Origin of the sequence: Burkholderia perseverans (assembly GCF_022870505.1) — a bacterium.
GTDB lineage: Bacteria > Pseudomonadota > Gammaproteobacteria > Burkholderiales > Burkholderiaceae > Burkholderia > Burkholderia plantarii.
This window is the reverse complement of sequence record NZ_CP045093.1, coordinates 3329435-3354502: the sequence shown is the minus strand read 5'-3', so window position 1 is coordinate 3354502 and position 25068 is coordinate 3329435. Positions and strand designations below refer to the sequence as shown.

The window sequence follows — 25068 nt, the reverse complement described above, 5'->3', positions numbered from 1 at the left end:
GGACCGCGCCGCGAGCCCCCGCCATGCATGGCGCGGGAGGCCCGCATGAGGTCGTTGCGGCGCCGAACGATCCCTACTTTGACGTGTGGCACATTGTAGTGTGAAGAATCGAGCTCCTCATTAAAAAATCCCTTATCCCGATTATTGGGGGTTTTCGTGGCATTCCGATTCACCATGGCCGTGGGATTCGGGTGGCAGCCGCGATCGACCTGATCGAGGATATTTCACGCGACGTTCCTTTTTACTCGCAAGTCATGCCACGGAGTTCACCATGGATCGCGCCAATCCGTCGTTTCTCGTAGACGAATCGCTGCTCGCGAATCCGCTCACCCCGCCCGCCGAACTGCCGTCGCGCAGCGAGCGGCTGCCTTTCACGATCCGTGCCGAGGCCGGCGACCGTGGCCGCGACGCGGTGGTCCTGCTGGCGCAGTCGCGGCTCGATCACGAGCCGGTCGGCACGATGCGCATCCAGAGCAATGCGCACGGGCCGCTGCCGCTCGAGGCGTCGGTGGCGCTGCCGCCGGAGATGGCGGGCTGCCGGCTCGCCGAGGCGACCCAGCTCGCGGTGCGCGACGGCCTGATGGGCCGCGCCGTGAAGGTGGCGCTCTGCAAGGCGCTCCTGACCTACTGCCGGGCGGCCGCGATCGACTGGGTCGTGATCGCCGCGCGTGCGCCGCTCGACCGCGATTTCGAGGCGATGCTGTTCGACGACGTCCACGGCGCGCACGAAACCTTTCCGATGACGCATCTCGACGGCCAGGCGCACCGCCTGATGGCCAAGCGCGTGGCCTCGGCCCAGCGCCGCTGGGCCGAAGTCCAGCATCCGCTCTACGGCTGCATGTTCGAGACGCAGCATCCGGACATCGACGTTACCCCGCGCCCCTCCTGATCCGCACGACAGGCGGGGCGGGCGCCGCGAGGAGGCTGATTGCGGGCCGCCGCGGCGCCCGTCGCGGGCTTCCGGTCATCAAGCCGGAAGCGTTGATCAAATTGCATTACTTCCTGATGAGAATTAATAACAGCGAATCGGGAGCAAGGCCATTAGAATCGGGAACGTTTCGGCGCGCGACAGGAGATGACAGACATGCGGCTGTCAGGATGGGCATCAGGGTTCAGACAGCTGGCTGGCGGACGTCGCTTCGACCGCTGGTTCGACGTTTTCTCGATCCATCTGGTGCCCGCGCTGCTGGTGATATCGACCGTGCTGTTCCTGACGATCTCGCCATCGAGCGACGGCATCATCGACGCGACGCCGCTCGGCTTTCACGCCTGGCTCGACCGCGGCGGCCAGGCCTCGCCGGCCGACGCGCTGGCGGCCACGCGCGACGCGCCCGTCACGACGCGCTTCGGCACGCACCTGTCCGAGCAGCCGGTCTGGATGCTGCTCGACCCGGGCGCGCAACCGCCGGCCGCCGCATCCGCCGGCGGCACGGCGCCCGCTTTTCACGATCCACACGATCCGCACGACTACCTGGCGTTCCCGTCGCGGCACGCCCGCTCGCTGTCGTGCTGGAACGCCCGCACGCTGGCGCCGCTCGGCAACGCCGAACGGATCGCGACGCACGGCGCGCTGCGCGCGGCCGGCACCGGCTTCGCGCTGCGGCTCGACGCGCTCGGCGCGCCGGACGCCCGGGGTGAACCGGCGCCGGTGCTGTGCCGGGGCCTGTACGGCGGCCCGGCCTATGTGACGGCGAGCCGGCTGTCGCGCGCGGCGCTGGTGGAAACGCGCCTGCAGTTCGAGCGCAACGCCTCGCTGATCAGCGGCGGGCTGCTCACGCTGGCGATCTTCATCTTCGTGATCGCGCTGATCAATCGCGAATGGACCTACATCGTGTTCGCGGTCTGGCTGGTGGGCAACCAGCGGCTCGCCGCGAACGCGCTCGGCTTCGACGACGTCTGGCTCGACCACCTGCTCTCGCCGGCCTGGATCGACCTGATCCGGCAGGTGACGTTCGCGGTCTACTACGTCGTCACGGCCTCGCTGTTCGTGCGGCTGTTCCGGCGCGAGCTGGCGCAGCTGCCGCTGCAATGGCTGCTGAAGGCGGTGCAGATCGGCGGCGGCGTGCTGCTGCTGCTCGCGTTCGTGCTGCCGTACCGCTGGTTCATCCCGCTGCTCTGGACGCTGGCCGGCGCGGGCATGCTGGTGCTGCTGCTGTTGCTCGGGCAGATGCTGTGGCGCGCACGCACGCGCACCATGATCTGGTACGCCGCGTCGCTGAGCGTCGTGCTGTTCGCGATCCTGTCGGAAGTGTTCGCGGCCGCGCTCGGCACGCGGCTGCTGTTCGGCGGGCTGAACCCGGTGGCCACCTCGCTTGCCTCGAGCATGCTCGCGGCGTTCGCGATCGCCGAGCAGCTGCGCGCCGACCGTCGGCGCCGCCGCAAGTCCGAATCCGATCTGCGCAACACCTACGCGCTCACGCCGATCGGCCTGTTCACGCTCGATCCGGCCGGCCGCTTCACGCGCGCCAACCCGGCGCTGCTGTCGATGCTGTCGCTGGAGCACGACGCCTATCGCACGCGCTACTGGACCGAGTTCTTCGACGCGAGCGCCTGGCGGCGCCTCTGCGAACTCGCGCGGCAGGACGGCGCGGGCGCGATCGAGATCAACGGCTCGGCCGCGGTCGGCACCGCGCAGCGCCGCTATTCGGTGCGCGCGATCTTTTCCGAGGACGCCTACGAAGGCTCGATCGAGGAGGTGACCGAGCGCGCCGAGGTGCTGGAGCGGCTGCATTTCCTGGCCGATCACGATTCGCTGACGGGCGCGCTGAACCGGCGCGGCATCGAGCGTCGGCTGGAGGCGCTGGCCGGCACGCGTGCGCGCTGGTCGGTCGCCTACGTCGATCTCGAGCCGTTCAAGGTGATCAACGACATGTTCGGCCACGCGGCCGGCGACGAGGTGCTCTGCCAGCTGGTCGCGCGCATGACGGGCTGCCTCGCGCGGCGCGGCGTGATCGGCCGGATCGGCGGCGACGAGTTCGTCTGCGTGTTCGCCGAGATCGACGTGGACGAGGCCGCCGCGCTCTGCGAGCAGCTCGCCGAGACGATCAGCGCGCAGCCCTATCAGATCGGCAACCGCACCGTGCGCGTGCGAGCCTCGATCGGCGTGGTGGAGTGCCTGCCCGCGATGTCGGTCCACGACATGATCGCGCACGCCGACCTGGCCTGCCGCGAATCGAAGCGCGACGGCACCGGCCGGATGATCGTCTACCGCAGCGATTCGCGCGACTTCGAACGCCGGATGCGCGACATCGCGCTGATCGGCACGCTCAGCGAGGATGCGATCCCCGAGGGGCTGGTGCTCGCGATGCAGCCGATCGTGTCGGTCACGCACGCGGGCGAGGCGCTCGATTTCGAGGTGCTGCTGCGCCTGAAGCGCGAGGACGGCACGATCCTCAGCGCGGCCGATTTCATCGACGCGGTCGAGCGGCTCGGCACCATCGGCGCGATCGATCTGTGGGTGCTGTCGTCGGTGCTCGACTGGGTCGAGCGCAACCAGGCGACGCTGGCCAAGACGCGCTTCATCTGCGTGAACCTGAGCGGCGCGTCGCTGAACGACGAGCGCATCGTGGCCGAGATGTTCCGGCGCCTGGAGGCGCACGCCTCGATCGCGCACCTGCTGTGCCTGGAGATCACCGAGACGGTCGCGCTGCACGACCTGAAGACGAGCCAGCACTTCGTGGCGCGCGCGCACGACATGGGGATCCGCATCGCGCTCGACGATTTCGGCGCGGGCCACACCTCGTTCAAGTACCTGAAGGCGCTGTCGGCCGACGCGCTGAAGATCGACGGCGAGTTCGTGCGGACCATGTGCGAGCATCCGGCCGACATCGCGATCGTCGAATCGATCGTCGATCTGGCCAAGAACCTCGGCATGCGCACCATCGCCGAGTGGGTCGAGGACACCCGGACCTTCGAGGCGCTGCGCGCGATCGGCGTGGACTATGTGCAGGGCTACGCGGTGGGCCGGCCGGTGCCGCCCGAGCAGATCCTCGCGGCCGACTCGGGGCTCGATTTCGTGCCGATCGACGCGATCCGCCAGGCGCTGGCCGAGCCGGCTTCGGCGGAGGCATCGCGCGGCGAGGCGTGAACGGGGTTTTGAACCAGGCGTGAATGAGGCATGAGCCAGTATGAGCGAGGCCCGAGCGGCCGATGCTGCGCGCGCCCATGAAAATGCCGCCGGAGTGCGGCGGCATGAATACGGCGGTCAAAGACCGTCGGCTCGGGAAGCGGCGCGCTGCGCCGGCCCGTCGCGAGGAGAGGAGGAGAACCCGCGAACGATGGCCGGCGCGCGCCGCAACCGGGACGAGACTTAGAAGTCGGTCGTCATCGACAGCCAGATCGAGCGCGGCGCGCCCTGCGTCAGGTAACCGCCCACCGCCGACGCCCAGTACGACTTGTTGGCGACGTTGCGCACCATCACGCGGAAGGTGGTCGGCTTCTTGAACAGCTCGGTCTGGTAGCGCGCGCCGAGGTCGAAGCGGTTCCACGACGGGATCGACAGCGTGTTGGCCACGTCGAGGTATTCCGAACTGGTGTGGATCCAGCGCGCCGTCAGCGTGGCACCGGTCAGGAACGGCAGGTCGTACTCGGCGTTCGCGGTGAACGTGAACTTCGGCACGCCGATCGGGCGGTTGCCGTCGTTGGTGCCGCCCGAGGTGTCCTGCAGCGTCGCGTCGATGTAGCTGGCGCCGGCGATCAGGCGCAGGCCCTTGAGCGGTTCGCCGTTGATCGACGCCTCGATGCCGCGATGGCGCTGCGTGCCGTCGGCGGCGAACACCATCGTGTTCGGATCGGTGTAGGCCATCGGCTTTTCGATCTGGAACAGCGCGAACGCGGCGCCGAACCTGTCGGTGTCGTACTTGGCGCCGACTTCATACTGCTTCGAGCGATACGGCGCGAGCGCCTGGCCGAAGTTGATCGCGGTGGTCGGCGCGCTGTCGCCCTGCGTCAGCGCCTCGGTGCGGTTCGCGTAGAACGCGAGATTCGCGGTCGGCTTGACGACGAGGCCGAACACCGGCGTCGTGATCGACTGGTCGTAGACGGTGGTCGGGCTGCCGGTGTAGGCGTAGTTGGTGACCGCGATCGACTGGCGGCGTGCGCCGATCGTGAACAGCACGCGGTCGTTCAGGAAGCCGAGCGTGTCGGACACGGCGACGCTGCGCGTCCAGGTCATCGCCACCGTGCCGGGATCGTAGAGATTGCCGCCCGAGCCGACCGTGGCCGGATACGGCACCTGCACGGTGTTGTAGAGCGAGGTCGGGAACGAGCTCGAGAACGTGTAGGCCGACTGTGAGTTCAGGCGCGTGTAGGCGGCGCCGACCGACACCATGTGGGTGACCGGGCCGGTCGCGAAGCGGCCGCGCACGCCGGCTTCGGCCGATTCCGCGTCTTCCTTGTGCGGCACGCCCAGGCGCGAGCCGGTGGTGGCGCCGTTGGCGCCGTAGGTCGGCGAATAGTATTCGCCCCACTCGTCGGTGTGGCGTGCGCCGCCGGCCGCATAGGCGGTCCAGCCCGGCGCGAAGTCGTATTCGGCGCGCAGCATGCCGACCGTGTCCTCGAGATCCGAATAGGCCCAGTTCTGCGAGTAGTTGTAGGTGGCCGACGGCGGCGCCGGCACCGAGGTGCCGGTCACGTAGACCACCGGACGGCCGTTGTCGACGCGCTGGCGCTGGTGCAGGAAGTCGGCGTAGAGGCGCAGCTTGTCGCCGCGCCAGTCGAGCGACAGCGCCTGCGTGCTGCTGCGGTGGTATTCGCCGTCCACGTCGGTGTCGCCGGTGCTGGTGGCCTGGTTGGCGCGAATCCCGAACTGCCCTTCGCTGCCGAAGCGGCGGCCCACGTCGATGTGCTCGGCGATCTCGCCGCCGGTGCCGCCGTCCACCGTCACGCGCGTGAGCGGCTTGTCCTCGGCGCGCTTCAACTGCAGGTTGATGCCGCCGCCCACCGCGGAGCCGGTCGGCGAGGCGCCGCTCAGGAACGCGTTGGCGCCCTTCAGCACGTCCACGCGATCGACCGCGTCGGTGGCCACCAGCTGGCGCGGCGTCACGCCGTACAGGCCGTTCAGCGAGACGTCGTCGCCGTTCAGCTCGAAGCCGCGGATCACGAACACCTGCGAGAAGTTGCCGTAGCCGTAGGCGGTGCGCACGCCCGGATCGTTGTCGAGCACGTCGGCGAGCGTGCGTGCCTGCTGGTCCTCGATCAGCTTCGAGGTGTAGGTCGTCATGCTGAACGGCACGTCGATGTTGCGCTGCTTGCCGAGCATGCCGTAGTTGGCGCCGCGCGCGACCTGGCCGCCGGCGTAGGCGGGCGAGAGATCGCCGGGCAGTTCCTCGGCCTTGCCCTGCACGGCGATGGCCGGCAGCGCGGTGGCGCCGCCGCTGGCCGTGGCGGACTTGGCGGCGGGTTGCGTGGCGGGTTGTGCAGCCGGTTGCGTGGCGGACGGCGTGGTTTGCGCCAGCGCGGCGGCAGGCAGGGCGCACAGGGCGACGAGGGTGAGGCAACCGAGGGAAATCGGTGAACGAGGCGTGGCAGGCAAGACGTTGATTCGCATAGGACGCACTAACGGATTAAAGAAAACTCCGTCCCAGGGCGTCGTTCGGAATCCGGGCGGGCCGGCCATCCCGTCGATCGATCCTGCGAGCTGGACGAAGCGGGAAGGCGTTTTTTTAAGATGGCCGGACTATAAATTAAATGCGAATCATTGTCATCTCGAAAATGGTTCTCATGTCGATTGGTTACAACAGAATGGGGACGGATATCTCCCGGCGGTCGCGGTTTTCGGCCGCAAACCCGCGCCGGACGCGGATGACGGACGAATTAAAGGAGGGCCGGGAGGTAAATGGGAAAATAGGACGGAATGGTTTTCTGCAATGAGACGAGGTGTCGCACGCATGCATGCGTGCGTGCGTGCGGATTTTGCGCTGTCGTCGGGTAAATGTAATGCCGGTCACGGGATCGGGCGGCACGGTGGCCGCGACTGCGTCGCATGCCGCCTCAGCGCCGGCCGCGGCGTGGGCCGCCCTCGACGGCGGCGAGCTTGCGCCACAGCGTCGTCTTGCTGATGCCGAGCACGGCGCAGGCACGTTCGCGGTCGCCGCCGCAGGCGTCGAGCACGGTGCGGATCTCGTCGGCCTCCACGCGCCGGCGGCGCTCGCCGAGCGTCGGGGCGGCGGCCTGGGCCGGATCGGACGGCGGCGCGCCGACATCGGCCCGAGGCCGTCCGCGCGCGGCCTCGCTGCCGGTCGCACCGGCCCCGCTCCCGGCTTCGCCGCCGGGCGCCGCGAACACCTCGGGCGCGATCGCGCGCAGCGTCTCGGGCGTCGGCGCGAGATCGGCGTTGCCGTCGGCCAGCTCCACGGCGAGCCGCTCGATCACGTTCTGCAGCTCGCGCACGTTGCCGGGCCAGCGGTGCCGCGCGAGCGCGGCGGCCAGCGGCGCGACGGCGCGCGCCGCGTCGTCGGCGCCGCGCAGCCGGGCGGCCAGCCGCGGCTCGCGCCGGGCCGCCTGCGCGAGCAGTTCGGCCGCCAGCGCGGCGATGTCGGCGGGCCGCTCGCGCAGCGGCGGCAGCGCGATGTTGAGGATATTCAGGCGGTAGTAGAGATCGGCGCGGAAAGTGCCCGCCTCCACCGCGGCGAGCAGCGAGCGATGCGTGGCCGCCACGATCCGCACGTCGATGCGGATCGGTTCGGTCGAGCCGAGCCGCACCACCTCGCGCTCCTGCAGCACGCGCAACAGGCGGCTTTGCAGCGACAGCGGCATCTCGCCGATCTCGTCGAGGAACAGCGTGCCGCGATGCGCGGCCTCGAACAGCCCGGCCTTGCCGCCGCGCCGCGCGCCGGTGAACGCGCCGTCGTCATAGCCGAACAGCTCGCTTTCCAGCAGCGCCTCCGGAAACGCGCCGCAGTTCATCGCCACGAACGGGAACGGGCTGCGCGCGCTCAGCGCGTGCAGGCTCTGCGCGATCATCTCCTTGCCGGTGCCGCTCTCGCCGAGCACCAGCACGGTGGCGTCCGACTTCGCGTAGCGGCGCGCCAGCTCGCGCACGCGCTGCATCGGCGCGGACTCGCCGAGCACGTCGTCGAGCCGGTAGCGCGCCGAAAAGCGCTGCGCGTGCGGCTGCGAACGCAGCGTGCGGTCGAGCCGTTCGACCGCGCGCGATTCCTGGAACGTCAGCACGCTGCCGGTGGCCGCGCCGCTCGCCGCGAGCGGCCCGCGATGCACGACGTAGCGCACCCCGCGCACGGTCGCGAGCGTGTCGCCGTCGGCCGCGCGCAGCGCCGTAAGTTCGGGCGTCAGTTCGTCGAGCGCGCGGCCGACGGCGGCCTGCGGATCGACGCCGAGCGCGAGCGCGAGCCGCGCGTTGATCGCCTCCACGCGGCCCAGCGCATCGAGCGCCACCACGCCGTCGCGCAGATGCTGGAGCAGGTTGTCGAGGCGCTGGCGGCGCAGCGTCTCGGCGTGCGTGGCGTGCGCGACTTCGAGCGCGGTGTCCACCGCCGCGCGCACCGAGGCGTGCGAGTAGAGGAACACGGCGCTCATGCCGGCGCTCGCGGCGAGGTCGGTGACGAGCCCGGGGCCGACCACCGTGTCGATGCCGCGATCGCGCAGCTCGTAGACGCGCGCCTCGGCCTCCTGGCGGGACTGGTACGACGCGAACACGATGTCGAGCCCGAACGCGGCCGCGAAGCGGCGCAGCTCGGCGGGCGTGTCGCCGTAGTTGACGAGCGCGACCGGCGAGGCCGCGTCGCGCCGCGCGCGCGCCAGCGCATGCAGCAGGTCGTAGCCGGTCGGGCTGACCAGCACCACCGGCACCTCGACGTGGGTCTTCAGGTACATGCCGTTCGAGCCGGCCGCCACGATCGCGTCGGGCCGCTCGGCGCCGGAGGTGGCCAGCGCGGCGATCGCCTCGTCGTAGCCGCGCGTGACGATGCGCAGGTCGGCGCGCTCGTCGTATTCGTCGGCGAGATCGCGGAACAGCGCACGCAGCCGGCTGATGCCGACCGCCCAGATGCGCGGGCGAAGGGGCGGGGCGGGAGGCGGCGTCATGAGAGGGCGTGGGGGCGGGGAAGCACGATTTGATTGGTGTGCATTATCGCAATGGTATTTCAAATATGGAATCGAGTATTTCCATGATGAAACCGGTTGGCGCCCATGTCGAATCGCGTTTCGATTGCGAATCAGCGGCTTAGCGACGGGCGCCGCGGCTGGCCCGATCCTTGCGGTAAGCGTGACGACAACGACATTCGTCAGGAGGCAAGTTCTCGATGGGCCATTCCCAACTTTCCAGCGCCGGCGCGAAGTTCCGCGCCGCGGTCGCGGCCGAGGCGCCGCTGCAGGTGGTCGGCGCGATCACCGCCTACGCGGCCAAGATGGCCGAGGCCACCGGCTTCAAGGCCGTCTACCTGTCGGGCGGCGGGGTGGCCGCGAATTCGCTCGGCATGCCCGATCTCGGCATCAGCACCATGGAAGACGTGCTGATCGACGCGAACCGCATCACCAACGCCACCAGCCTGCCGCTGCTGGTGGACATCGATACCGGCTGGGGCGGCGCGTTCAACATCGCGCGCACCATCCGCTCGTTCATCAAGGCCGGCGTGGCCGCCGTCCACCTGGAGGACCAGGTCGGCCAGAAGCGCTGCGGGCACCGCCCGGGCAAGGAATGCGTGCCGGCCGAGGAGATGGTCGACCGCATCAAGGCCGCCGTGGACGCGCGCACCGACGACCAGTTCGTGATCATGGCGCGCACCGACGTGGCCGCCGCCGAGGGGCTCGATGCCGCGATCGAGCGCGCGGTGGCCTACGTCGAGGCCGGCGCCGACATGATCTTCCCCGAGGCGATGAAGACGCTCGACGATTACCGGCGCGTGAAGGAGGCCGTGAACGTGCCGATCCTCGCGAACCTGACCGAGTTCGGTTCGACGCCGATGTTCACCACCGACGAGCTGAAGAGCGTGAATGTCGACATCGCGCTCTACTGCTGCGGCGCGTATCGTGCGATGAACAAGGCGGCGCTGAACTTCTACGAAACCGTGCGCCGCGACGGCACGCAGAAGGCCGCCGTGCCGACCATGCAGACGCGCGCGGAACTTTACGAGTTCCTCGGCTATCACGCCTACGAGGACAAGCTCGACGAACTGTTCAGCCACGGCAAGCGCTGAGCGGCGGATCGGTTCAGAATCCCGAATCACGGCCGGAGCCGACCGGAAGCGGACCCGAAGACGGCCGAACCCGAAGAACGACCAGGAGAACATCACGATGAGCGAGACGAAAGACGCGGCACCGGCCGCGGCCGGTGGCTTCAAGCCGAAGAAATCGGTTGCGCTGTCGGGCGTCGCGGCCGGCAACACCGCGCTGTGTACGGTCGGCCGCACCGGCAACGACCTGCACTACCGCGGTTACGACATCCTCGATTTCGCCGAAACCTGCGAATTCGAGGAGATCGCCTATCTGCTCGTCCACGAGAAGCTGCCCACCCAGGCCGAACTGAGCGCCTACAAGACCAAGCTGCGCGCGCTGCGCGGGCTGCCCGCAGCCGTGAAGACGGCGCTCGAGGCGGTGCCGGCCTCCGCGCATCCGATGGACGTGATGCGCACCGGCGTGTCGGTGCTCGGCACCGTGCTGCCCGAGAAGGACGATCACAACGTGGCCGGCGCGCGCGACATCGCCGACCGCCTGATGGCCTCGCTCGGCTCGATGCTGCTGTACTGGTATCACTGGTCGCACAACGGCCGCCGCATCGAGGTGGAAACCGACGACGACTCGATCGGCGGCCACTTCCTGCACCTGCTGCACGGCAAGGCGCCGTCGAAGTCGTGGGTCGACGCGATGCATACCTCGCTGATCCTCTACGCCGAGCACGAGTTCAACGCCTCGACGTTCACCGGCCGCGTGATCGCGGGCACCGGCGCCGACATCTACTCGGCAATCACCGGCGCGATCGGCGCGCTGCGCGGGCCGAAGCACGGCGGCGCGAACGAGGTGGCGTTCGAGATCCAGAGCCGCTACCGCAACGCCGACGATGCCGAGGCCGACATCCGCCGCCGCGTCGAGAACAAGGAAGTCGTGATCGGCTTCGGCCATCCGGTCTACACGATCTCGGACCCGCGCAACAAGGTGATCAAGGAAGTCGCGCGCAAGCTCTCGAAGGAGGCCGGCGACACGCAGCTGTTCGAGATCGCCGAGCGGCTGGAAGCGGTGATGTGGGACGCGAAGAAGATGTTCCCGAACCTCGACTGGTTCAGCGCCGTGTCGTACCGGATGATGGGCGTGCCGACCGCGATGTTCACGCCGCTGTTCGTGATCGCGCGCACCTCCGGCTGGAGCGCGCACATCATCGAGCAGCGCATCGACAACAAGATCATCCGCCCGAGCGCGAACTACACCGGGCCGGAAGATCTCGCGTTCGTGCCGATCGAGAAGCGCTGATCGAACCGGCGCGGCCGGCGGCGGCGGGATCGACCCGACGCCGCCGCCGGCCCGCCTCGCGGCATTGCTTTGCTGCCGCCGCCGGACGGGCCGCGCCCGCCGTTGAATTTCCCCGCATGCCCCCGAACATGAATACCGCCAATCGCAAACCGCTGCCCGGCACCGGGCTCGACTACTTCGACGCGCGTGCCGCCGTGGACGCGCTCGCGCCCGGCGCCTACGACGCGCTGCCCTACACCTCGCGCGTGCTGGCCGAGAACCTGGTGCGCCGCTGCGAACCGGCGCAGCTCGACGCCGCGCTGCGCCAGCTGATCGAACGCCGCCGCGACCTCGATTTCCCGTGGTACCCGGCGCGCGTGGTCTGCCACGACATCCTCGGCCAGACCGCGCTGGTCGATCTGGCCGGCCTGCGCGACGCGATCGCCCAGGGCGGCGGCGATCCGGCCAAGGTCAACCCGGTGGTGCCGGTGCAGCTGATCGTCGATCACTCGCTCGCCGTGGAATGCGGCGGCTTCGACCCCGACGCGTTCGCGAAGAACCGCGCGATCGAGGACCGCCGCAACGAGGACCGCTTCCACTTCATCGAATGGACCAGGACGGCCTTCGAGAACGTCGACGTGATCCCGCCCGGCAACGGCATCATGCATCAGATCAATCTCGAGAAGATGTCGCCCGTGATCGGCACGCACGCGGGCGTGGCCTATCCCGACACCTGCGTCGGCACCGACAGCCACACGCCGCACGTGGACGCGCTCGGCGTGATCGCGATCGGCGTGGGCGGCCTCGAAGCCGAGAACGTGATGCTGGGCCGCGCGTCGTGGATGCGGCTGCCCGACATCGTCGGCGTCGAGCTGACCGGCGAGCGCCAGCCCGGCATCACCGCCACCGACATCGTGCTGGCGCTGACCGAGTTCCTGCGCAAGCAGAAGGTGGTGGGCGCCTACCTGGAGTTTCGCGGCCCGGGCGCGGCGAGCCTCACGCTCGGCGACCGCGCGACGATCTCGAACATGGCGCCCGAGTACGGCGCGACCGCCGCGATGTTCTTCATCGACGGCCGCACGCTCGACTACCTGCGCCTGACCGGCCGCAGCGACGAGCAGGTCGCGCTGGTCGAGACCTACGCGAAGACGGCCGGCCTGTGGGCCGACAGCCTCGCCGGCGCGCAGTACGAGCGCACGCTCGCGTTCGACCTCTCGACCGTGGTGCGCAACATGGCCGGCCCGTCGAACCCGCACAAGCGGCTGCCCACCAGCGAGCTGGCCGCGCGCGGCATCGCCGCGCCGCACGAGGACATCGCCGGACAGATGCCCGACGGCGCCGTGATCATCGCCGCCATCACCAGCTGCACCAACACCAGCAACCCGCGCAACGTGATCGCCGCCGGCCTGCTCGCGCGCAACGCGAACGCGCGCGGCCTCGCGCGCAAGCCGTGGGTCAAGAGTTCGCTCGCGCCGGGCTCGAAGACGGTCGAGCTGTACCTGAAGGAAGCGGGCCTGCTCGGCGACCTGGAAGCGCTCGGCTTCGGCGTGGTGGCGTTCGCCTGCACCACCTGCAACGGCATGTCGGGCGCGCTCGATCCCGACATCCAGCAGGAGATCATCGACCGCGACCTGTACGCCACCGCCGTGCTGTCGGGCAACCGCAACTTCGACGGCCGCATCCACCCCTACGCGAAGCAGGCGTTCCTCGCCTCGCCGCCGCTGGTGGTGGCCTATGCGATCGCCGGCACGATCCGCTTCGACATCGAGCACGACGTGCTCGGCACCGACGCCGACGGCCAGCCCGTCACGCTCGCCGACATCTGGCCCGACGACGCCGAAATCGACGCGATCGTCGCCGCGAGCGTGAAGCCCGAGCAGTACCGGCGCGTCTACGAGCCGATGTTCGCGCGCAGCGTGGCGAGCGCCGCGAGCGTGCCGCCGCTCTACGACTGGCGCGCGCAGAGCACCTACATCCGCCGCCCGCCGTATTGGGAAGGCGCGCTGGCCGGCGAGCGCACGCTCGCGGGAATGCGCGCGCTGGCGGTGCTCGGCGACAACATCACCACCGATCACCTCTCGCCGTCCAACGCGATCCTGCGTGACAGCGCGGCCGGCGAATACCTCGCGAAGATGGGCCTGCCCGAGGAGGACTTCAACTCCTACGCGACGCACCGTGGCGATCACCTGACCGCGCAGCGCGCGACCTTCGCGAACCCCACGCTCGTCAACGAGATGGCGGTGGTGGACGGCGCCGTGAAGAAGGGCTCGCTCGCGCGCATCGAGCCGGAAGGCAAGGTGGTGCGCATGTGGGAGGCGATCGAGACGTACATGGCGCGCAAGCAGCCGCTGATCGTGATCGCCGGCGCCGACTACGGCCAGGGCTCGTCGCGCGACTGGGCGGCCAAGGGCGTGCGGCTGGCGGGCGTGGAGGCGATCGTGGCCGAGGGCTTCGAGCGGATCCACCGCACCAACCTGATCGGGATGGGCGTGCTGCCGCTCGAGTTCAAGCCCGACGCGAACCGGCTCACGCTCGGCATCGACGGCACCGAGACCTTCGACGTGATCGGCGAGCGTCGCCCGCGCGCCGATCTCACGCTGGTGATCTCGCGCCGCAACGGCACGCGCGTCGAGGTGCCGGTGACCTGCCGGCTCGATACCGCCGAGGAAGTGTCGATCTACGAGGCGGGCGGCGTGCTGCAACGCTTCGCGCAGGATTTCCTCGAATCGTCGCAGGCGGCATGATACGTGCCTCGCGCCGGCCTGCCGCCGGCGCGAGGCGTTCGAAGCAGATCAACCGGCGTGGCGCCCTGACCGGCGCGACGCTCCCGGGCGGCGCGGCCGCCCTCGTCATTTCAGGAACATCACCATGGCCCACGTTCCCCAGATCCGGATTCCCGCCGTCTACATGCGCGGCGGCACCAGCAAGGGCGTGTTCTTCCGGCTCGACGACCTGCCGGAAGCCGCGCGCGTGCCGGGCGCGGCGCGCGACCGGCTGCTGCTGCGCGTGATCGGCAGCCCCGACCCGTATGGCAAGCAGATCGACGGGATGGGCGGCGCCACGTCGAGCACCAGCAAGACCGTGATCCTCTCGAAGAGCACGCGGCCCGGTCACGACATCGACTACCTGTTCGGCCAGGTCTCGATCGACAAGGCGTTCATCGACTGGACCGGCAACTGCGGGAACCTGTCGGCCGCGGTCGGCCCGTTCTCGATCGCGGCGGGCCTCGTCGATGCGTCGCGCGTGCCCGCCGACGGCATCGCCACCGTGCGGATCTGGCAGGCCAACATCGGCAAGACCATCGTCGCGCACGTGCCGATCACGGGCGGCGAGGTGCAGGAGACGGGCGACTTCGAACTCGACGGCGTGACGTTCCCGGCCGCCGAGGTCCAGCTCGAATTCATGGACCCGGCCGCCGACGAGGACGGCGCTGGCGGCGCGATGTTCCCCACCGGCAACCTGGTCGATGACCTGGAGGTGCCCGGCATCGGCACGCTGAAGGCGACCATGATCAACGCCGGCATTCCGACCATCTTCGTCGAGGCCGAGGCGATCGGCTACACCGGCACCGAACTGCAGGACGCGATCAACGGCGACCCCGCCGCGCTCGCGCGCTTCGAGGCGATCCGCGGCTACGGCGCGCTGCGCATGGGCCTGATCCAGACGCTCGACGAGATCGCCACGCGCCAGCACACGCCGAAGATCGCGTTCGTGGCGCGCCCGGCCGACTACGTCGCGTCGAGCGGCAAGACCGTGGCGGCGAACGACGTCGACCTGCTGGTGCGCGCGATGTCGATGGGCAAGCTGCACCACGCGATGATGGGCACCGCCGCCGTGGCGATCGGCACGGCCGCCGCGATTCCCGGCACGCTCGTCAATCTCGCGGCCGGCGGCGGCGAGCGCGAGGCGGTGCGCTTCGGGCATCCGTCCGGCACGCTGCGGGTGGGCGCGCAGGCCAGCCACGCGAGCGGCGAGTGGACCGTCACGAAGGCGATCATGAGCCGCAGCGCGCGCGTGCTGATGGAAGGCACGGTGCGCGTGCCGGGCGACGCGCTCTGAGGTCCTGAGGTGGCGAGGCCCGCGCGCTCGGACCTCGACGTGACAGCGGGCGTGGCCGCGACGCGGCGCGCCGACCGGAGGCCGGGATGAACGTGGCGATGCCGCTGGCGGGTGTCGAAGTGCTCGAATTCGAAGGGCTCGGCCCCGCGCCGCTGGCCGGCTGGATGCTGGCCGCGCTGGGCGCGCGCGTGACGCTGGTGGCGCGTCCCGGCGGCCGCGCGGGCGGGCCGCCCGGCCTGCATGCGCGCGCCGACGACCTGCTGCGCGAGGGCAAGACCGTGATCGAGTGCGACCTGAAGGCGGCCGGCGCGCGCGAGGCGATGCTCGACCGGATCGCGCGCGCCGACGTGCTGATCGAAGGCTATCGGCCCGGCGTGATGGAGCGGCTCGGCCTCGGGCCGGACGCCTGCGTGGCGCGGCGGCCGTCGCTCGTCTACGCGCGGATGACGGGCTGGGGCCAGCACGGGCCGCTTGCCGAGCGTGCCGGCCACGATCTCAACTACGTCGCGCTGACGGGGCTGCTCGCGCTGGCCGTGAAGCCGGGCGAGATGCCGGTGATCCCGCCCACCGTGGTCGGCGACGCGGGCGGCGCGCTCGGCCTCGCGTTCGGCATCGTCAGCGCGCTGCTGGCCGCGCGCGCGAGCGGGCGCGGGCGCGTGGTGGACGGCGCGATCGTCGACGTGGTCGCGATGCTCGGCGCGCTCGCGCTGTGGGCGCGCGAACGCGGGCAGCTCGACGGGCCGGGCGGCGCGAGCCTGTTCCACGACGCGCCGTTCTATGCCGTCTATCGCTGCGCGGACGGCGCGTGGGTCAGCGTGGCCGCGCTGGAGCCGGCGTTCTACCGCAGCTTCGTGGCGGGCTTCGGGCTCGACGGCGTCGATCCCGAGGCGCAGTACGCGCGCGCGACCTGGCCCGCGCTGAAGGCGCGCTTCGCCGCGCATTTCGCGAGCGAGCCGGCGGCGGCCTGGTGCGAGCGCTTCGCGGATACGGACGCGTGCGTCGCGCCCGTGCTCGACTTCGAGGCCGCCGCGCGGCATCCGCACAACCGCGCGCGCGGCACGCATTCGCTGACGCCGAACGGGGCGATGCGGGTGAAGGTGGCGCCGCGTTTCACCTGGCTCGACGGCAAGGTGACCGCGAGCGACGGATGAGGCACCGTGCGGAGGTGACGCAATGTCGTGCCGCTGCCGGGCGGCTGGTGTGTCGCAGCGATCTTGTGGCGATGTCGAGGCGATGGCGTGGCGGTGAAGGCCCGGTGACCCGGACGTGACCCGACGATGACCGCGCGCGCCGGCGCCGTTCAGGCCGCCGATTCCTGCACTTCGTCGGCGCGCGCCTCGCCGAGCCGGTTGATGGTGCCCTGCGCGACCGCGACGAGGCGCTCGTCCTTGCCGACCGCCACGAACACGTGGCACTGGCAGGTCGCCTGGTTCTTGCCGCCGTACAGCAGCTTCGCGCGCGCGATCAGGCGGCCGTTCATCGCCGGACGCAGGTAGTTGATCTTGTATTCGCCGGTGACGACGCGCGGGCCGAGCGCGAGCGCGCCCGCGAAGGTCAGCGCGTTGTCGGCCAGATAGCTGATCACGCCGCCATGCACGAAGCCGTGCTGCTGCCTCAGTTCGTCGCGAATCGGCAGGCACAGCGCGACTTCGTCGCCGCCCATCGTCATCAGTTCGGTGCCGAGCAAGGTGCTGAACGGCTGGGCGAGCAGCGCGCCGCGCGCGTGATCCACGATATCCGTCATCGACGTTCCTTCGTTGAATGGGGCGCCGCCCCGCGCGGCCGACGGGGGCCGGCCGCCTGCGCTCCACTCTAGGAAGCGACCGGCCGATACGCAAGGAGATTCGAGGGAAGTGCGTGACGCCGCCGCGTGGGTCGCGGGTGGCGGGAGCCGTCGCACGATGTGACATGGAGCCTTGGGCGCGAGGGCCCACGGGCTTCTCAGCGGAGTGCGCGGCACGTTACCCGTCGGCTCTCTGGCGCAACGGCGGGCGATCGTGTGGTCGTAAATGGCGCAATCCGGAGCGCGGGCCTGCGTTGTGCCGCAGGTGGCATGCGGTTTGCGCGGACCGTGCGGCGTGGCCGCCAAACTCGCGCCGCGCGCCGCGCGATCACGCGCCGGCGGGCAGCGCGGCGTAGGCGGTCGCGAGGTGATACGGCGTGGTGGACGGCATGTCGGCGCGCGCGACCTCGCCGGCCGCGGTCTTGCATTCGAACCAGCCGCGCGGATGCAGGAAGCGCGTCGCGAAGCGCTCGGTCTGCGTGGCGAGCGTGGGCGAGCCGGCGCGTTCGCCGCGCGTGGCGAGCGCACGCAGATATTCGGTCTGCGCCCAGATCCGCTGCGTTGCGTCGAGGCAGGCGCCGTGCGCGTCGGTGGCCGCGCACACGCCGCCCGTGGCCGGATCGACGCCGTGCCGCTCGGCGAACCGGTAGGCGCGCTCGAGCGCGTCGGCGAGGCCGGTCGGCGCGAGCCGCTGGCCCGCCGCGCTGACGAGGTAGAACCATTCGAACTGGTGGCCCGGCTCGAAGCGGTTGCCGGGCGTGCCCAGCGGCAGCTCGGCGACGCAGCCGGTGGCCGGCTCGACGAAGCGCTGCTCGACGGCACGCGCCGTGCGCAGCAGCGCCGCGTCGAACGCGGCGTCGCCGAACGCCTCGCCGGCCGCGAGCCACGCTTCGGTCAGGTGCATCAGCGGGTTCTGCAGCGGGCCGCCGTCCAGGCGCGTGAAATCCTCGGCGCGCGCCGCGTCGAGGCAGGCGTCGCCGGCGGCCGGCGCGAAGCGGTCCTCGATCAGCGCGGCGGTGCGCTCGGCCACGCCGCGCGCGTCGCCGTTGCCGGACGCGGCGAAGTAGGCCGCGCAGGCGAACACGACGAACGCGTGCGTGTACAGATCCTTGCTGCGATCGAGCGGCGCGCCCTGCGCATCGACACTGTAGAACCAGCCGCCATGCCGCGGATCGCGGAAATGGCGGCACAATGCGTCGTACAGCGCGTGCGCATGCGCGAGATCGCCGGCGTCGGCAAACACGAACAGTTGCCGCGCGCAGGCCATGGCCCGATAGCGCGTGACGGGCAGCGGCGCATGCGTATCGGCGCTCACCGCTTCGAACGGCAGCCCGATTGCCGTGTCGAAACCGGGGCCGCGCCACAGCGGCAGCACGATTTCCGCGAAATGCCGACGCAGTTCGGCAGCCTGGACGAAAGCGGGACGGGTAGCGGACATCATCAAAACTCGTTGATCGATCAAAGTGCGGCAGCGTGCCGCCGGCCGGATGCGGCTGTCCGGCCCGGTGGCGCCAATGCGCCGACACAATAACAGGAAGGAGAGCGCGCATGCTCAACAACGTCGAACTCATCTTGCGGCTGCTGCTCGCGGCCGTCCTCGGCAGCGTGATCGGCTTCGAACGGGAGCGCCTGTCATGGGCGGCCGGCCTGCGCACGCACATGCTCGTCTGCGTCGGCTCGGCGCTGATCATGATCGTGTCCGCGTTCGGTTTCGCCGACGTGCTCGGCAAGCCGCAGGTCGTGCTCGATCCGTCGCGGATCGCCGCGCAGGTGGTGTCCGGCATCGGTTTTCTCGGCGCCGGCTCGATCCTGATGCGCGGCGAGATCGTGCGCGGGCTGACCACGGCCGCGAGCCTGTGGTCGGTCGCGGCGGTCGGGCTTGCCGTCGGTGGCGGGCTCTACGTGGCGGCGGTCGCGGCCACCGTGATCGTGCTGGTGATCCTCGCCGGCATCAAGCCGCTGGAGCGGCGCTACATCACCGTGCGTCAGCGCCGGCACATGCTGCTGCTGGTCGATCGCGGCTCGATGACGTTCAGCTCGCTGCACGCCGCGCTCGGCACCGACGCCGCGCGCGTCAAGCAGTTCGTGGTCCAGCAGAGCGAGGAGCAGCCCGAGTGCGACGACGTGACGATCTCGCTGGCGCGGGTGTCATCGGTCGAATACGAGCGGATCTGCACGCGGCTGCGGCAGCTGCCGGGCGTGCAGATGTTCAAGGAGCAGGAGGGCGTGGCGGGCGTCGAATGAGGCGCGGGCGCGTGGCGGGCTTGATCGGGATCGGCCTGCCTGCTGATGGCGGCCCGGACGCCGCCCGGCGGCGCGCGCGGTTGGGCCGGTTCGACCGGGCCGCGCCGTCCGGCATGAGACAATGCCGCCTTTTCGTCCCCGAGGACCATTCCTGTCCGTTGCCAGGGCGAGGGCATCGCGCGCCGCGCGCCGAGCCCCCGTGATGTGATGTGGCAGCCATTGCTCCATGATCGAATCCCGCGTGTCTCCCCGTACCCGTTCCCCCCGTTCCAGCCGGCCGTCCCGTCGGCGCGGCGCCGCCGCCAACGCCGGGCAGCCGGACCGCACCATCGCGCGGGCCGACGGCGACGGCGCGGCGCACGACGAGGCCAATCCGGCCGTCGAACCGCACGACGAGCACACGCTCGATCTGTTCGGCGGCCCGCCGGCGGGTGTGGCCGCGCGTGTGGCGGCGCCGGCCACGGCGGCCGGCGCGAACGCGGAGCCGCAGGCGGCGCGCGATACGCGGCAGGGGAGCTTTGCCGGATTTGATCTGCCTGATGAGGTTGCCATGGACGCGAGTCATGGCGAGCAGGCGGACGCGCAGGCGGTGGTTCCGGCGGCCGCCGGGCATGAGATGCCGATTGCACCGACCGCGGAGCCGGTTGTCATCGTGGGCGGCGAGCAGGACTCGGTGGAGCCGGATCGTGCTTCTTCTGCCGATGCGGCGCGTGATTCGGACGTGCCGGCGACGATTGGAACGTCCGCCGTTTCGTCCGAGGCGTCGGTCACGGTGGCTGATGAGAAGCTGCCGCACGCTGACGGCGCGCCCGTTGACGCCGTTGCGCCGGACGGGAGCGTCCCGTCCGGCGAAGCGATGCCGGCATCGGTGCCCGCCGCCAGTGCGCCGGAGGCGACGCCGTCGATCGACGTGATCGAAGTGGCGGCAGCAGTGCAGGAAACCGTTGCCGGCCTCGCGACCGCGAAGAGCGATGCCGCAGCCGCCGCGCCGGCACGGTCGGCGCGCACCGGCGGCGGCCGGCGCAATGCCGGGCGCAACGCGGAGCCGGCCGGCGCGCCGGCCAAGCGGCGCAAGGCGGCCGCGCCCGCCGACGAAGTCCGCTCGCCGGCGGTCGCGCCGGTGGAGCCGATTGCCTTGACCGCGCCGGCGCCGGCTGAGCCCGTGCCGCTCGACGCCACCGGCGTCGATATCCCGGCTCCCGAGCCGGCCCCCCTCGCCATCGATCCCGATGCGCAGCTGCGTCCGCTGGCCGACCGGATTCGCGCGCTGCAGACCGAGACGATCGACCTGCGCCGCGCGGCCAATGGCGAGATGCGCCGCGTGAACCGGCTGCTGCTCGCCCTCGCGGTGGTCTTGCTGGCCTGCCTCGCCGCGCTCGTCGTCCAGGCGCTGGCGCTGTCGAACGCGCGCGGCGACGCGGCCGCGCTGCGACAACGTGTCGACCGCCTGGTGTCGCTGCAGGAGACGCAGCAAGCCGATCTTGCTGCTGTGCAGCAACGCAATGACGAGCTGGGTGCGCAGGTCCAGCGCCTGACCAACCGGGTCGCGATTGCCGCACCACGGCAACCCGTACCGACGACAGTTCGGCGCGAACGTCGCAGGCGCTGAGCGAAATTGGGACAGCATCTTATGCGTCGACTTGTCGCGTCGCATCGATGACACAGGATGTTGCGCTGCACTAGCGTTGACTAGGGAAAACCCCTAATATTCGTTTTTAGGGATAACCCTGATCAACACTACTGTCGGGAGCTGCAAATGACCCTCATTTTCGCGCTGCTTCAAAAGATCGACGATCTGTTCGTTTCGCCGCATCTGCCGCTCGACCGCGACTACTCCTACGCCGCCCGCCATGCGGAAGCCGAGCGTCAGCGCAAGGCGCACATCTCGCGCGTCGGCCTGATCCGTCGCTGATCGGCTGCCGGCCGGCATTCGCCGCCGCCTTCGTCGCCGTTTTATCGCTGTTTCGTTATTTCCCCGGCTATTGCCGCCGCGTGTTCATCGCGCCGGCGCGGCCGGGCGCCATTTCAAGCCGAGCGCGCCGTGCCGCGCGCGATAGCGGCTCCTCCGGGTTGGTTTCGCGCCCGCTCCACGCACCGGCGTCCGCCGTCTGGCTTCGGCCCGAGCGCGCGGTATCTGCCCGGCTGTCCCGCTTCCCCGTATTTCGTTTCGTGGTCCGTCGACGTTGTTGGCGCGGCCACCGTAAAAACAAGGCCCGCGCACCGATTCCGATGCGCGGGCCTTGTGCTGAATGGCGCCCGGTCTCTCGGCGCCGCGCGATCATCGCGTGCTGCCCTTCCAGGTTTTCAGCAGCAGGGCGTTCGTGACGACGCTGACGCTCGAGAACGCCATGGCTGCGCCGGCGATCATTGGATTGAGCAGCCCGAACGCCGCCAGCGGCACCCCGACCAGGTTGTAGACGAACGCCCAGAACAGGTTCTGCCGGATCTTCCGGTAGGTGCGGCGCGAGATGTCGATCGCGGCTGCGACGAGCGCCGGGTCGCCGCGCATCAGCGTGATGCCGGCCGACTGCATCGCCACGTCGGTGCCGGTCGCCATGGCCATGCCGATGTCGGCGGCGGCCAGCGCCGGCGCGTCGTTGATGCCGTCGCCGACCATCGCGACCACGCCGCGGCTGGCGGCCTTCAGGTCGCCGATCACGCGCGCCTTGTCGTCGGGCAGCACCTGCGCATGGACTTCGTCGATACCGAGCGTGCGCGCGACCGCCGCCGCGCTGCCGCGGTTGTCGCCGGTCACGAGCGCGGTGCGGATGCCGAGCGCGTGCAGCTGCCCGATCGCGTCGCGCGCGCCGGGCTTCACCGTATCGCCGAACGCGATCAGCGCGAGCGCCGCCTGCGGCGCGTCGAGCCGCATCAGCCACGATACCGTGTTGCCGGCCGCCTCGAGTTCGGCCGCGCGGGCCTTGGCGCTGGCCGGCATCTCGATGGCAAGCTCCGCCAGCCAGCGCGCGCTGCCGATCGCATAACGCGTGGCGTGGCCCGCGGCGCCGACGCGGGCCTCGACGCCGCGCCCCGCCACCGCGCGCGCCTCGGCGACCGGCAGCGCGGTCGCGCCGGCCGGCGCCTCGTGTTCGAACGCAGCCACGAGCGCGCGCGCGAGCGGATGGTCGCTCTGCCGCTGCACGGCGGCGGCGATCGCGAGCGCCTCGCCGCGCGCGAGGCCGAGCGCGTCGAACGCGGTCACCACCGGCTTGCCTTCGGTCAGCGTGCCGGTCTTGTCGAAGGCGACCACGGCGGTGCGCTGCGCGAGTTCGAGCGCGAGCGCGTCCTGGATCAGCACGCCGTGCCGCGCGGCCACGCCGGTGCCAGCCATGATCGCGGCCGGCGTGGCCAGGCCGAGCGCGCAGGGGCAGGCGATGACGAGCACCGCCACCGCGTTGAGGATCGCCGTCTCGGCGCCCGCGCCGGCCAGCAGCCAGCCCGCCAGCGTGACCAGCGCGATCGCGAGGATGGCCGGCACGAACACCGCGCTGACGCGATCGACGAGGCGCTGGATCGGCGCCTTCTCGGCTTGCGCCGATTCGACCAGCCGGATGATGCGCGCGAGCGTGGTTTCGGCACCGATCGCGGTCGTCTCGACCGTCAGCGCGCCTTCCGCGTTGATCGCACCGGCCGTCACGCGGTCGCCGGACGCTTTCGCGACGGGCAGGCTTTCGCCCGTGATCAGCGATTCGTCGACGTGCGACTCGCCGGCGACGATCGTACCGTCCACCGGGAAGCGCTCGCCGGGGCGCACCGCCACGATCGCGCCGACGCGCACCTGTGCGAGCGGCACGTCGCGTTCGACGCCATGCTCGACGACGCGCGCGCGGTCGGGGCGCAGCGCGTTGAGCGCGCGGATCGCGTCGGTGGTCTGGCGCTTGGCGCGCGCTTCGAGCCATTTGCCGAAGCGCACCAGCGTGACGATCACGGCCGCGGCCTCGAAGTACAGATGCTCGGTGTGGCCCGGCGCGCGCAGCAGCTGCCAGAGGCTCAGGCCGAACGCGGCCGAGGTGCCAAGCGCGACGAGCAGGTCCATGTTGCCGGCGCGCGCGCGCAGCGCGTGCCACGCGGCGCGATAGAAGCGCGCGCCGAAACCGAACTGCACGACTGCCGCGAGCGCGAGTTCGAGCCAGGTCGGCAGCATCAGCGAGACACCGAACGGCGCCGCGAACATCGGCGCGACGAGCGGCATGGTCAGGATCGCCGAGCCGATCAGCAGCGTCAGGTCGCGGCGCGCTTCGGCGGTTTTGCGTGATTCGGCGCTCGAGCGGGTGCGGGGCGTGGCGGCGGGAGAGGCGGTGGAGGTGGAGGTGGAGGTCGCACGATAGCCGGCTTTCTCGACCGCGGCGATGAGTTGCGCGGCAGAAACGGAAGCATCGCCGCTCACGCTCGCACGTTCGGTGGCGAGATTGACGGAGGCGTGCGACACACCGGGGACTTGCGCGAGCGCCTTTTCCACGCGGTTCGAACACGACGCGCAGGTCATGCCGCCGATGTCGAGCTCGATCGGTTCGGCGGGCTGCGACGCGAGCGCCGGCTCGGCTGCCGTCGCACCGGCGGTTTCGATCGGCGTCGCGCGATAGCCGGCTTTCTCGACCGCGGTGATGAGTTGCGCGGCAGAAACGGAAGCATCGCCGCTCACGCTCGCACGTTCGGTGGCGAGATTGACGGAAGCGTGCGACACACCGGGGACTTGCGCGAGCGCCTTTTCCACGCGGTTCGAGCACGACGCGCAAGTCATGCCGCCGATGTCGAGTTCGATCGCCGTCGTCGGCGAAGCCGACTCACCGTTTTGGGCTGGCGCGACGGGAGCCGCCGGCGCCGCGTCCACGGCCTTCTTCGCGCGCGGCTTCGGCATCGGCACGAACGTCACGGCGACCGGCGCGGCCGTCGCCACAACCTCGTGTGCCGGCGCCTCCCCCGTCGGTTTCCCCGCATCCGCCGGCTCGGCGCGATAGCCCGCGGCAACGACGGCGTCGATCAGCGTCTGCGCGCTGACATCACGGCCCGCTTCGACCGTGGCCGTCGCGGCGCCGAGATCGACGCTCGCGTGTTCGACGCCATCCACCCCAGCCAGCGCGTTTTCGACGCGTCGCGCACAGCCGCCGCAAGTCATCCCGCCGACGCGCAGGGCAACGACACGCGCCGCCGGCCCGGCGTCGGGTGCCATCGGCGAATCAACCGGCAAACCAGTCGAATCCTGCCGAGACCTGACGCGCGCCGGATAACCGGCGGCCGTGACGGCATCGGCGAGCGTCTCGGCATCGACGTCCGGCAGGCTGGCGACGCTCGCCGCCCTGGCGCCGAGATCGACCTGTGCCGTCACGACGCCGGGTATCGCCGCGAGCGTGCGTTCGACGCGGCGCGCGCAGCCGCCGCAGGTCATGCCTTCGATGCTCAGTTCGGTTGTCTTGGAGGGCGCGGGAGTGGACAGATCAGTCATCGTGAAAACCGGTCAGGCGCGGCCGAAGCCGACGATGCAGCCAGTATCAACCTTCCAACGATGGTAAGGTCAAGCGGCTTTTTATCGGGCTGGCCGAAGCCGGTCGCGACGCGGCTCGGCCGCCCGTTTGCTGTCGGCC

Annotated in this window: 15 protein-coding genes; 10 read left to right on the top strand and 5 right to left on the bottom strand. The window is 70.5% G+C overall.

Features of this window, described 5'->3' with window-relative positions:
• The first annotated feature begins 271 nt into the window (after positions 1–271).
• The gene (locus BpN12_RS14025; RefSeq protein WP_246793172.1) at positions 272–889 is read left to right on the top strand and encodes an N-acyl amino acid synthase FeeM domain-containing protein; all 618 of its coding nucleotides are present in this window, start codon (positions 272–274) and stop codon (positions 887–889) included.
• Positions 890–1084: 195 nt separating this feature from the next.
• Positions 1085–4087 carry a putative bifunctional diguanylate cyclase/phosphodiesterase gene (locus tag BpN12_RS14020; RefSeq protein WP_246793171.1) on the top strand — a complete coding sequence of 1001 codons (3003 nt, stop codon included), beginning with the start codon at positions 1085–1087 and terminating at the stop codon, positions 4085–4087.
• 222 nt (positions 4088–4309) lie between these two features.
• Here the strand turns inward: BpN12_RS14020 and BpN12_RS14015 are convergent, their stop codons facing one another.
• A complete protein-coding gene (locus tag BpN12_RS14015; RefSeq protein ID WP_246793170.1) occupies positions 4310–6547 on the bottom strand; it encodes a TonB-dependent receptor in 2238 nt (745 codons plus the stop codon).
• Between the two features lie 443 nt (positions 6548–6990).
• Positions 6991–9042: a propionate catabolism operon regulatory protein PrpR gene (prpR, locus tag BpN12_RS14010; protein ID WP_246793169.1), complete on the bottom strand. Its 2052-nt coding sequence runs from the start codon at positions 9040–9042 to the stop codon at positions 6991–6993.
• 218 nt (positions 9043–9260) lie between these two features.
• Between prpR and prpB the strand changes: the two genes are divergently transcribed.
• The 5 genes from prpB to BpN12_RS13985 all read left to right on the top strand — a co-directional run bounded on the left by prpB (position 9261) and on the right by BpN12_RS13985 (position 16610).
• The gene (gene prpB, locus BpN12_RS14005; protein ID WP_246793168.1) at positions 9261–10154 is read left to right on the top strand and encodes a methylisocitrate lyase; all 894 of its coding nucleotides are present in this window, start codon (positions 9261–9263) and stop codon (positions 10152–10154) included.
• A gap of 97 nt (positions 10155–10251) precedes the next feature.
• Positions 10252–11421, top strand: coding sequence for a bifunctional 2-methylcitrate synthase/citrate synthase (gene prpC, locus BpN12_RS14000; protein ID WP_246793167.1), 1170 nt, complete (start codon positions 10252–10254; stop codon positions 11419–11421).
• A 128-nt stretch (positions 11422–11549) separates the two neighbouring features.
• Positions 11550–14144, top strand: a complete 2595-nt coding sequence (gene acnD, locus BpN12_RS13995; RefSeq protein WP_246793166.1) for a Fe/S-dependent 2-methylisocitrate dehydratase AcnD — start codon at positions 11550–11552, stop codon at positions 14142–14144.
• Positions 14145–14268: 124 nt separating this feature from the next.
• Positions 14269–15459: a 2-methylaconitate cis-trans isomerase PrpF gene (gene prpF / locus BpN12_RS13990; RefSeq protein ID WP_246793165.1), complete on the top strand. Its 1191-nt coding sequence runs from the start codon at positions 14269–14271 to the stop codon at positions 15457–15459.
• 86 nt (positions 15460–15545) lie between these two features.
• Positions 15546–16610: a CaiB/BaiF CoA transferase family protein gene (locus BpN12_RS13985; RefSeq protein WP_246793164.1), complete on the top strand. Its 1065-nt coding sequence runs from the start codon at positions 15546–15548 to the stop codon at positions 16608–16610.
• A gap of 149 nt (positions 16611–16759) precedes the next feature.
• Here BpN12_RS13985 and BpN12_RS13980 read toward each other — a convergent pair whose 3' ends face one another.
• Positions 16760–17203, bottom strand: coding sequence for a PaaI family thioesterase (locus BpN12_RS13980; protein ID WP_042629099.1), 444 nt, complete (start codon positions 17201–17203; stop codon positions 16760–16762).
• 367 nt (positions 17204–17570) lie between these two features.
• On the bottom strand, positions 17571–18680 hold the full coding sequence (locus BpN12_RS13975) for an AGE family epimerase/isomerase (protein WP_246794721.1): 1110 nt from the start codon (positions 18678–18680) through the stop codon (positions 17571–17573).
• A 110-nt stretch (positions 18681–18790) separates the two neighbouring features.
• On the opposite strand from BpN12_RS13975, the gene BpN12_RS13970 reads away from it, so the two are divergent.
• The 3 genes from BpN12_RS13970 to BpN12_RS13960 all read left to right on the top strand — a co-directional run bounded on the left by BpN12_RS13970 (position 18791) and on the right by BpN12_RS13960 (position 21398).
• Complete coding sequence (locus BpN12_RS13970) at positions 18791–19486, top strand: MgtC/SapB family protein (protein WP_246793163.1); 696 nt, start codon at positions 18791–18793, stop codon at positions 19484–19486.
• A gap of 226 nt (positions 19487–19712) precedes the next feature.
• Positions 19713–21095, top strand: coding sequence for a hypothetical protein (locus BpN12_RS13965; protein WP_246793162.1), 1383 nt, complete (start codon positions 19713–19715; stop codon positions 21093–21095).
• A gap of 147 nt (positions 21096–21242) precedes the next feature.
• Positions 21243–21398, top strand: a complete 156-nt coding sequence (locus BpN12_RS13960) for a hypothetical protein (RefSeq protein ID WP_171907380.1) — start codon at positions 21243–21245, stop codon at positions 21396–21398.
• A 366-nt stretch (positions 21399–21764) separates the two neighbouring features.
• Here BpN12_RS13960 and BpN12_RS13955 read toward each other — a convergent pair whose 3' ends face one another.
• The gene (locus BpN12_RS13955) at positions 21765–24929 is read right to left on the bottom strand and encodes a heavy metal translocating P-type ATPase (protein ID WP_246793161.1); all 3165 of its coding nucleotides are present in this window, start codon (positions 24927–24929) and stop codon (positions 21765–21767) included.
• Positions 24930–25068 lie beyond the last annotated feature (139 nt).

Coding starts and splice junctions, on each gene's coding strand:
- prpF (WP_246793165.1), top strand. CDS start 14,269: ATGGCCCACGTTCCCCAGATCCGGATTCCCGCCGTCTACATGCGCGGC.
- acnD (WP_246793166.1), top strand. CDS start 11,550: ATGAATACCGCCAATCGCAAACCGCTGCCCGGCACCGGGCTCGACTAC.
- prpC (WP_246793167.1), top strand. CDS start 10,252: ATGAGCGAGACGAAAGACGCGGCACCGGCCGCGGCCGGTGGCTTCAAG.
- prpR (WP_246793169.1), bottom strand. CDS start 9,042: ATGACGCCGCCTCCCGCCCCGCCCCTTCGCCCGCGCATCTGGGCGGTC.
- BpN12_RS13980 (WP_042629099.1), bottom strand. CDS start 17,203: ATGACGGATATCGTGGATCACGCGCGCGGCGCGCTGCTCGCCCAGCCG.
- BpN12_RS14025 (WP_246793172.1), top strand. CDS start 272: ATGGATCGCGCCAATCCGTCGTTTCTCGTAGACGAATCGCTGCTCGCG.
- BpN12_RS13965 (WP_246793162.1), top strand. CDS start 19,713: ATGATCGAATCCCGCGTGTCTCCCCGTACCCGTTCCCCCCGTTCCAGC.
- BpN12_RS13975 (WP_246794721.1), bottom strand. CDS start 18,680: ATGTCCGCTACCCGTCCCGCTTTCGTCCAGGCTGCCGAACTGCGTCGG.
- prpB (WP_246793168.1), top strand. CDS start 9,261: ATGGGCCATTCCCAACTTTCCAGCGCCGGCGCGAAGTTCCGCGCCGCG.
- BpN12_RS13960 (WP_171907380.1), top strand. CDS start 21,243: ATGACCCTCATTTTCGCGCTGCTTCAAAAGATCGACGATCTGTTCGTT.
- BpN12_RS13955 (WP_246793161.1), bottom strand. CDS start 24,929: ATGACTGATCTGTCCACTCCCGCGCCCTCCAAGACAACCGAACTGAGC.
- BpN12_RS13985 (WP_246793164.1), top strand. CDS start 15,546: ATGAACGTGGCGATGCCGCTGGCGGGTGTCGAAGTGCTCGAATTCGAA.
- BpN12_RS14015 (WP_246793170.1), bottom strand. CDS start 6,547: ATGCGAATCAACGTCTTGCCTGCCACGCCTCGTTCACCGATTTCCCTC.
- BpN12_RS14020 (WP_246793171.1), top strand. CDS start 1,085: ATGCGGCTGTCAGGATGGGCATCAGGGTTCAGACAGCTGGCTGGCGGA.
- BpN12_RS13970 (WP_246793163.1), top strand. CDS start 18,791: ATGCTCAACAACGTCGAACTCATCTTGCGGCTGCTGCTCGCGGCCGTC.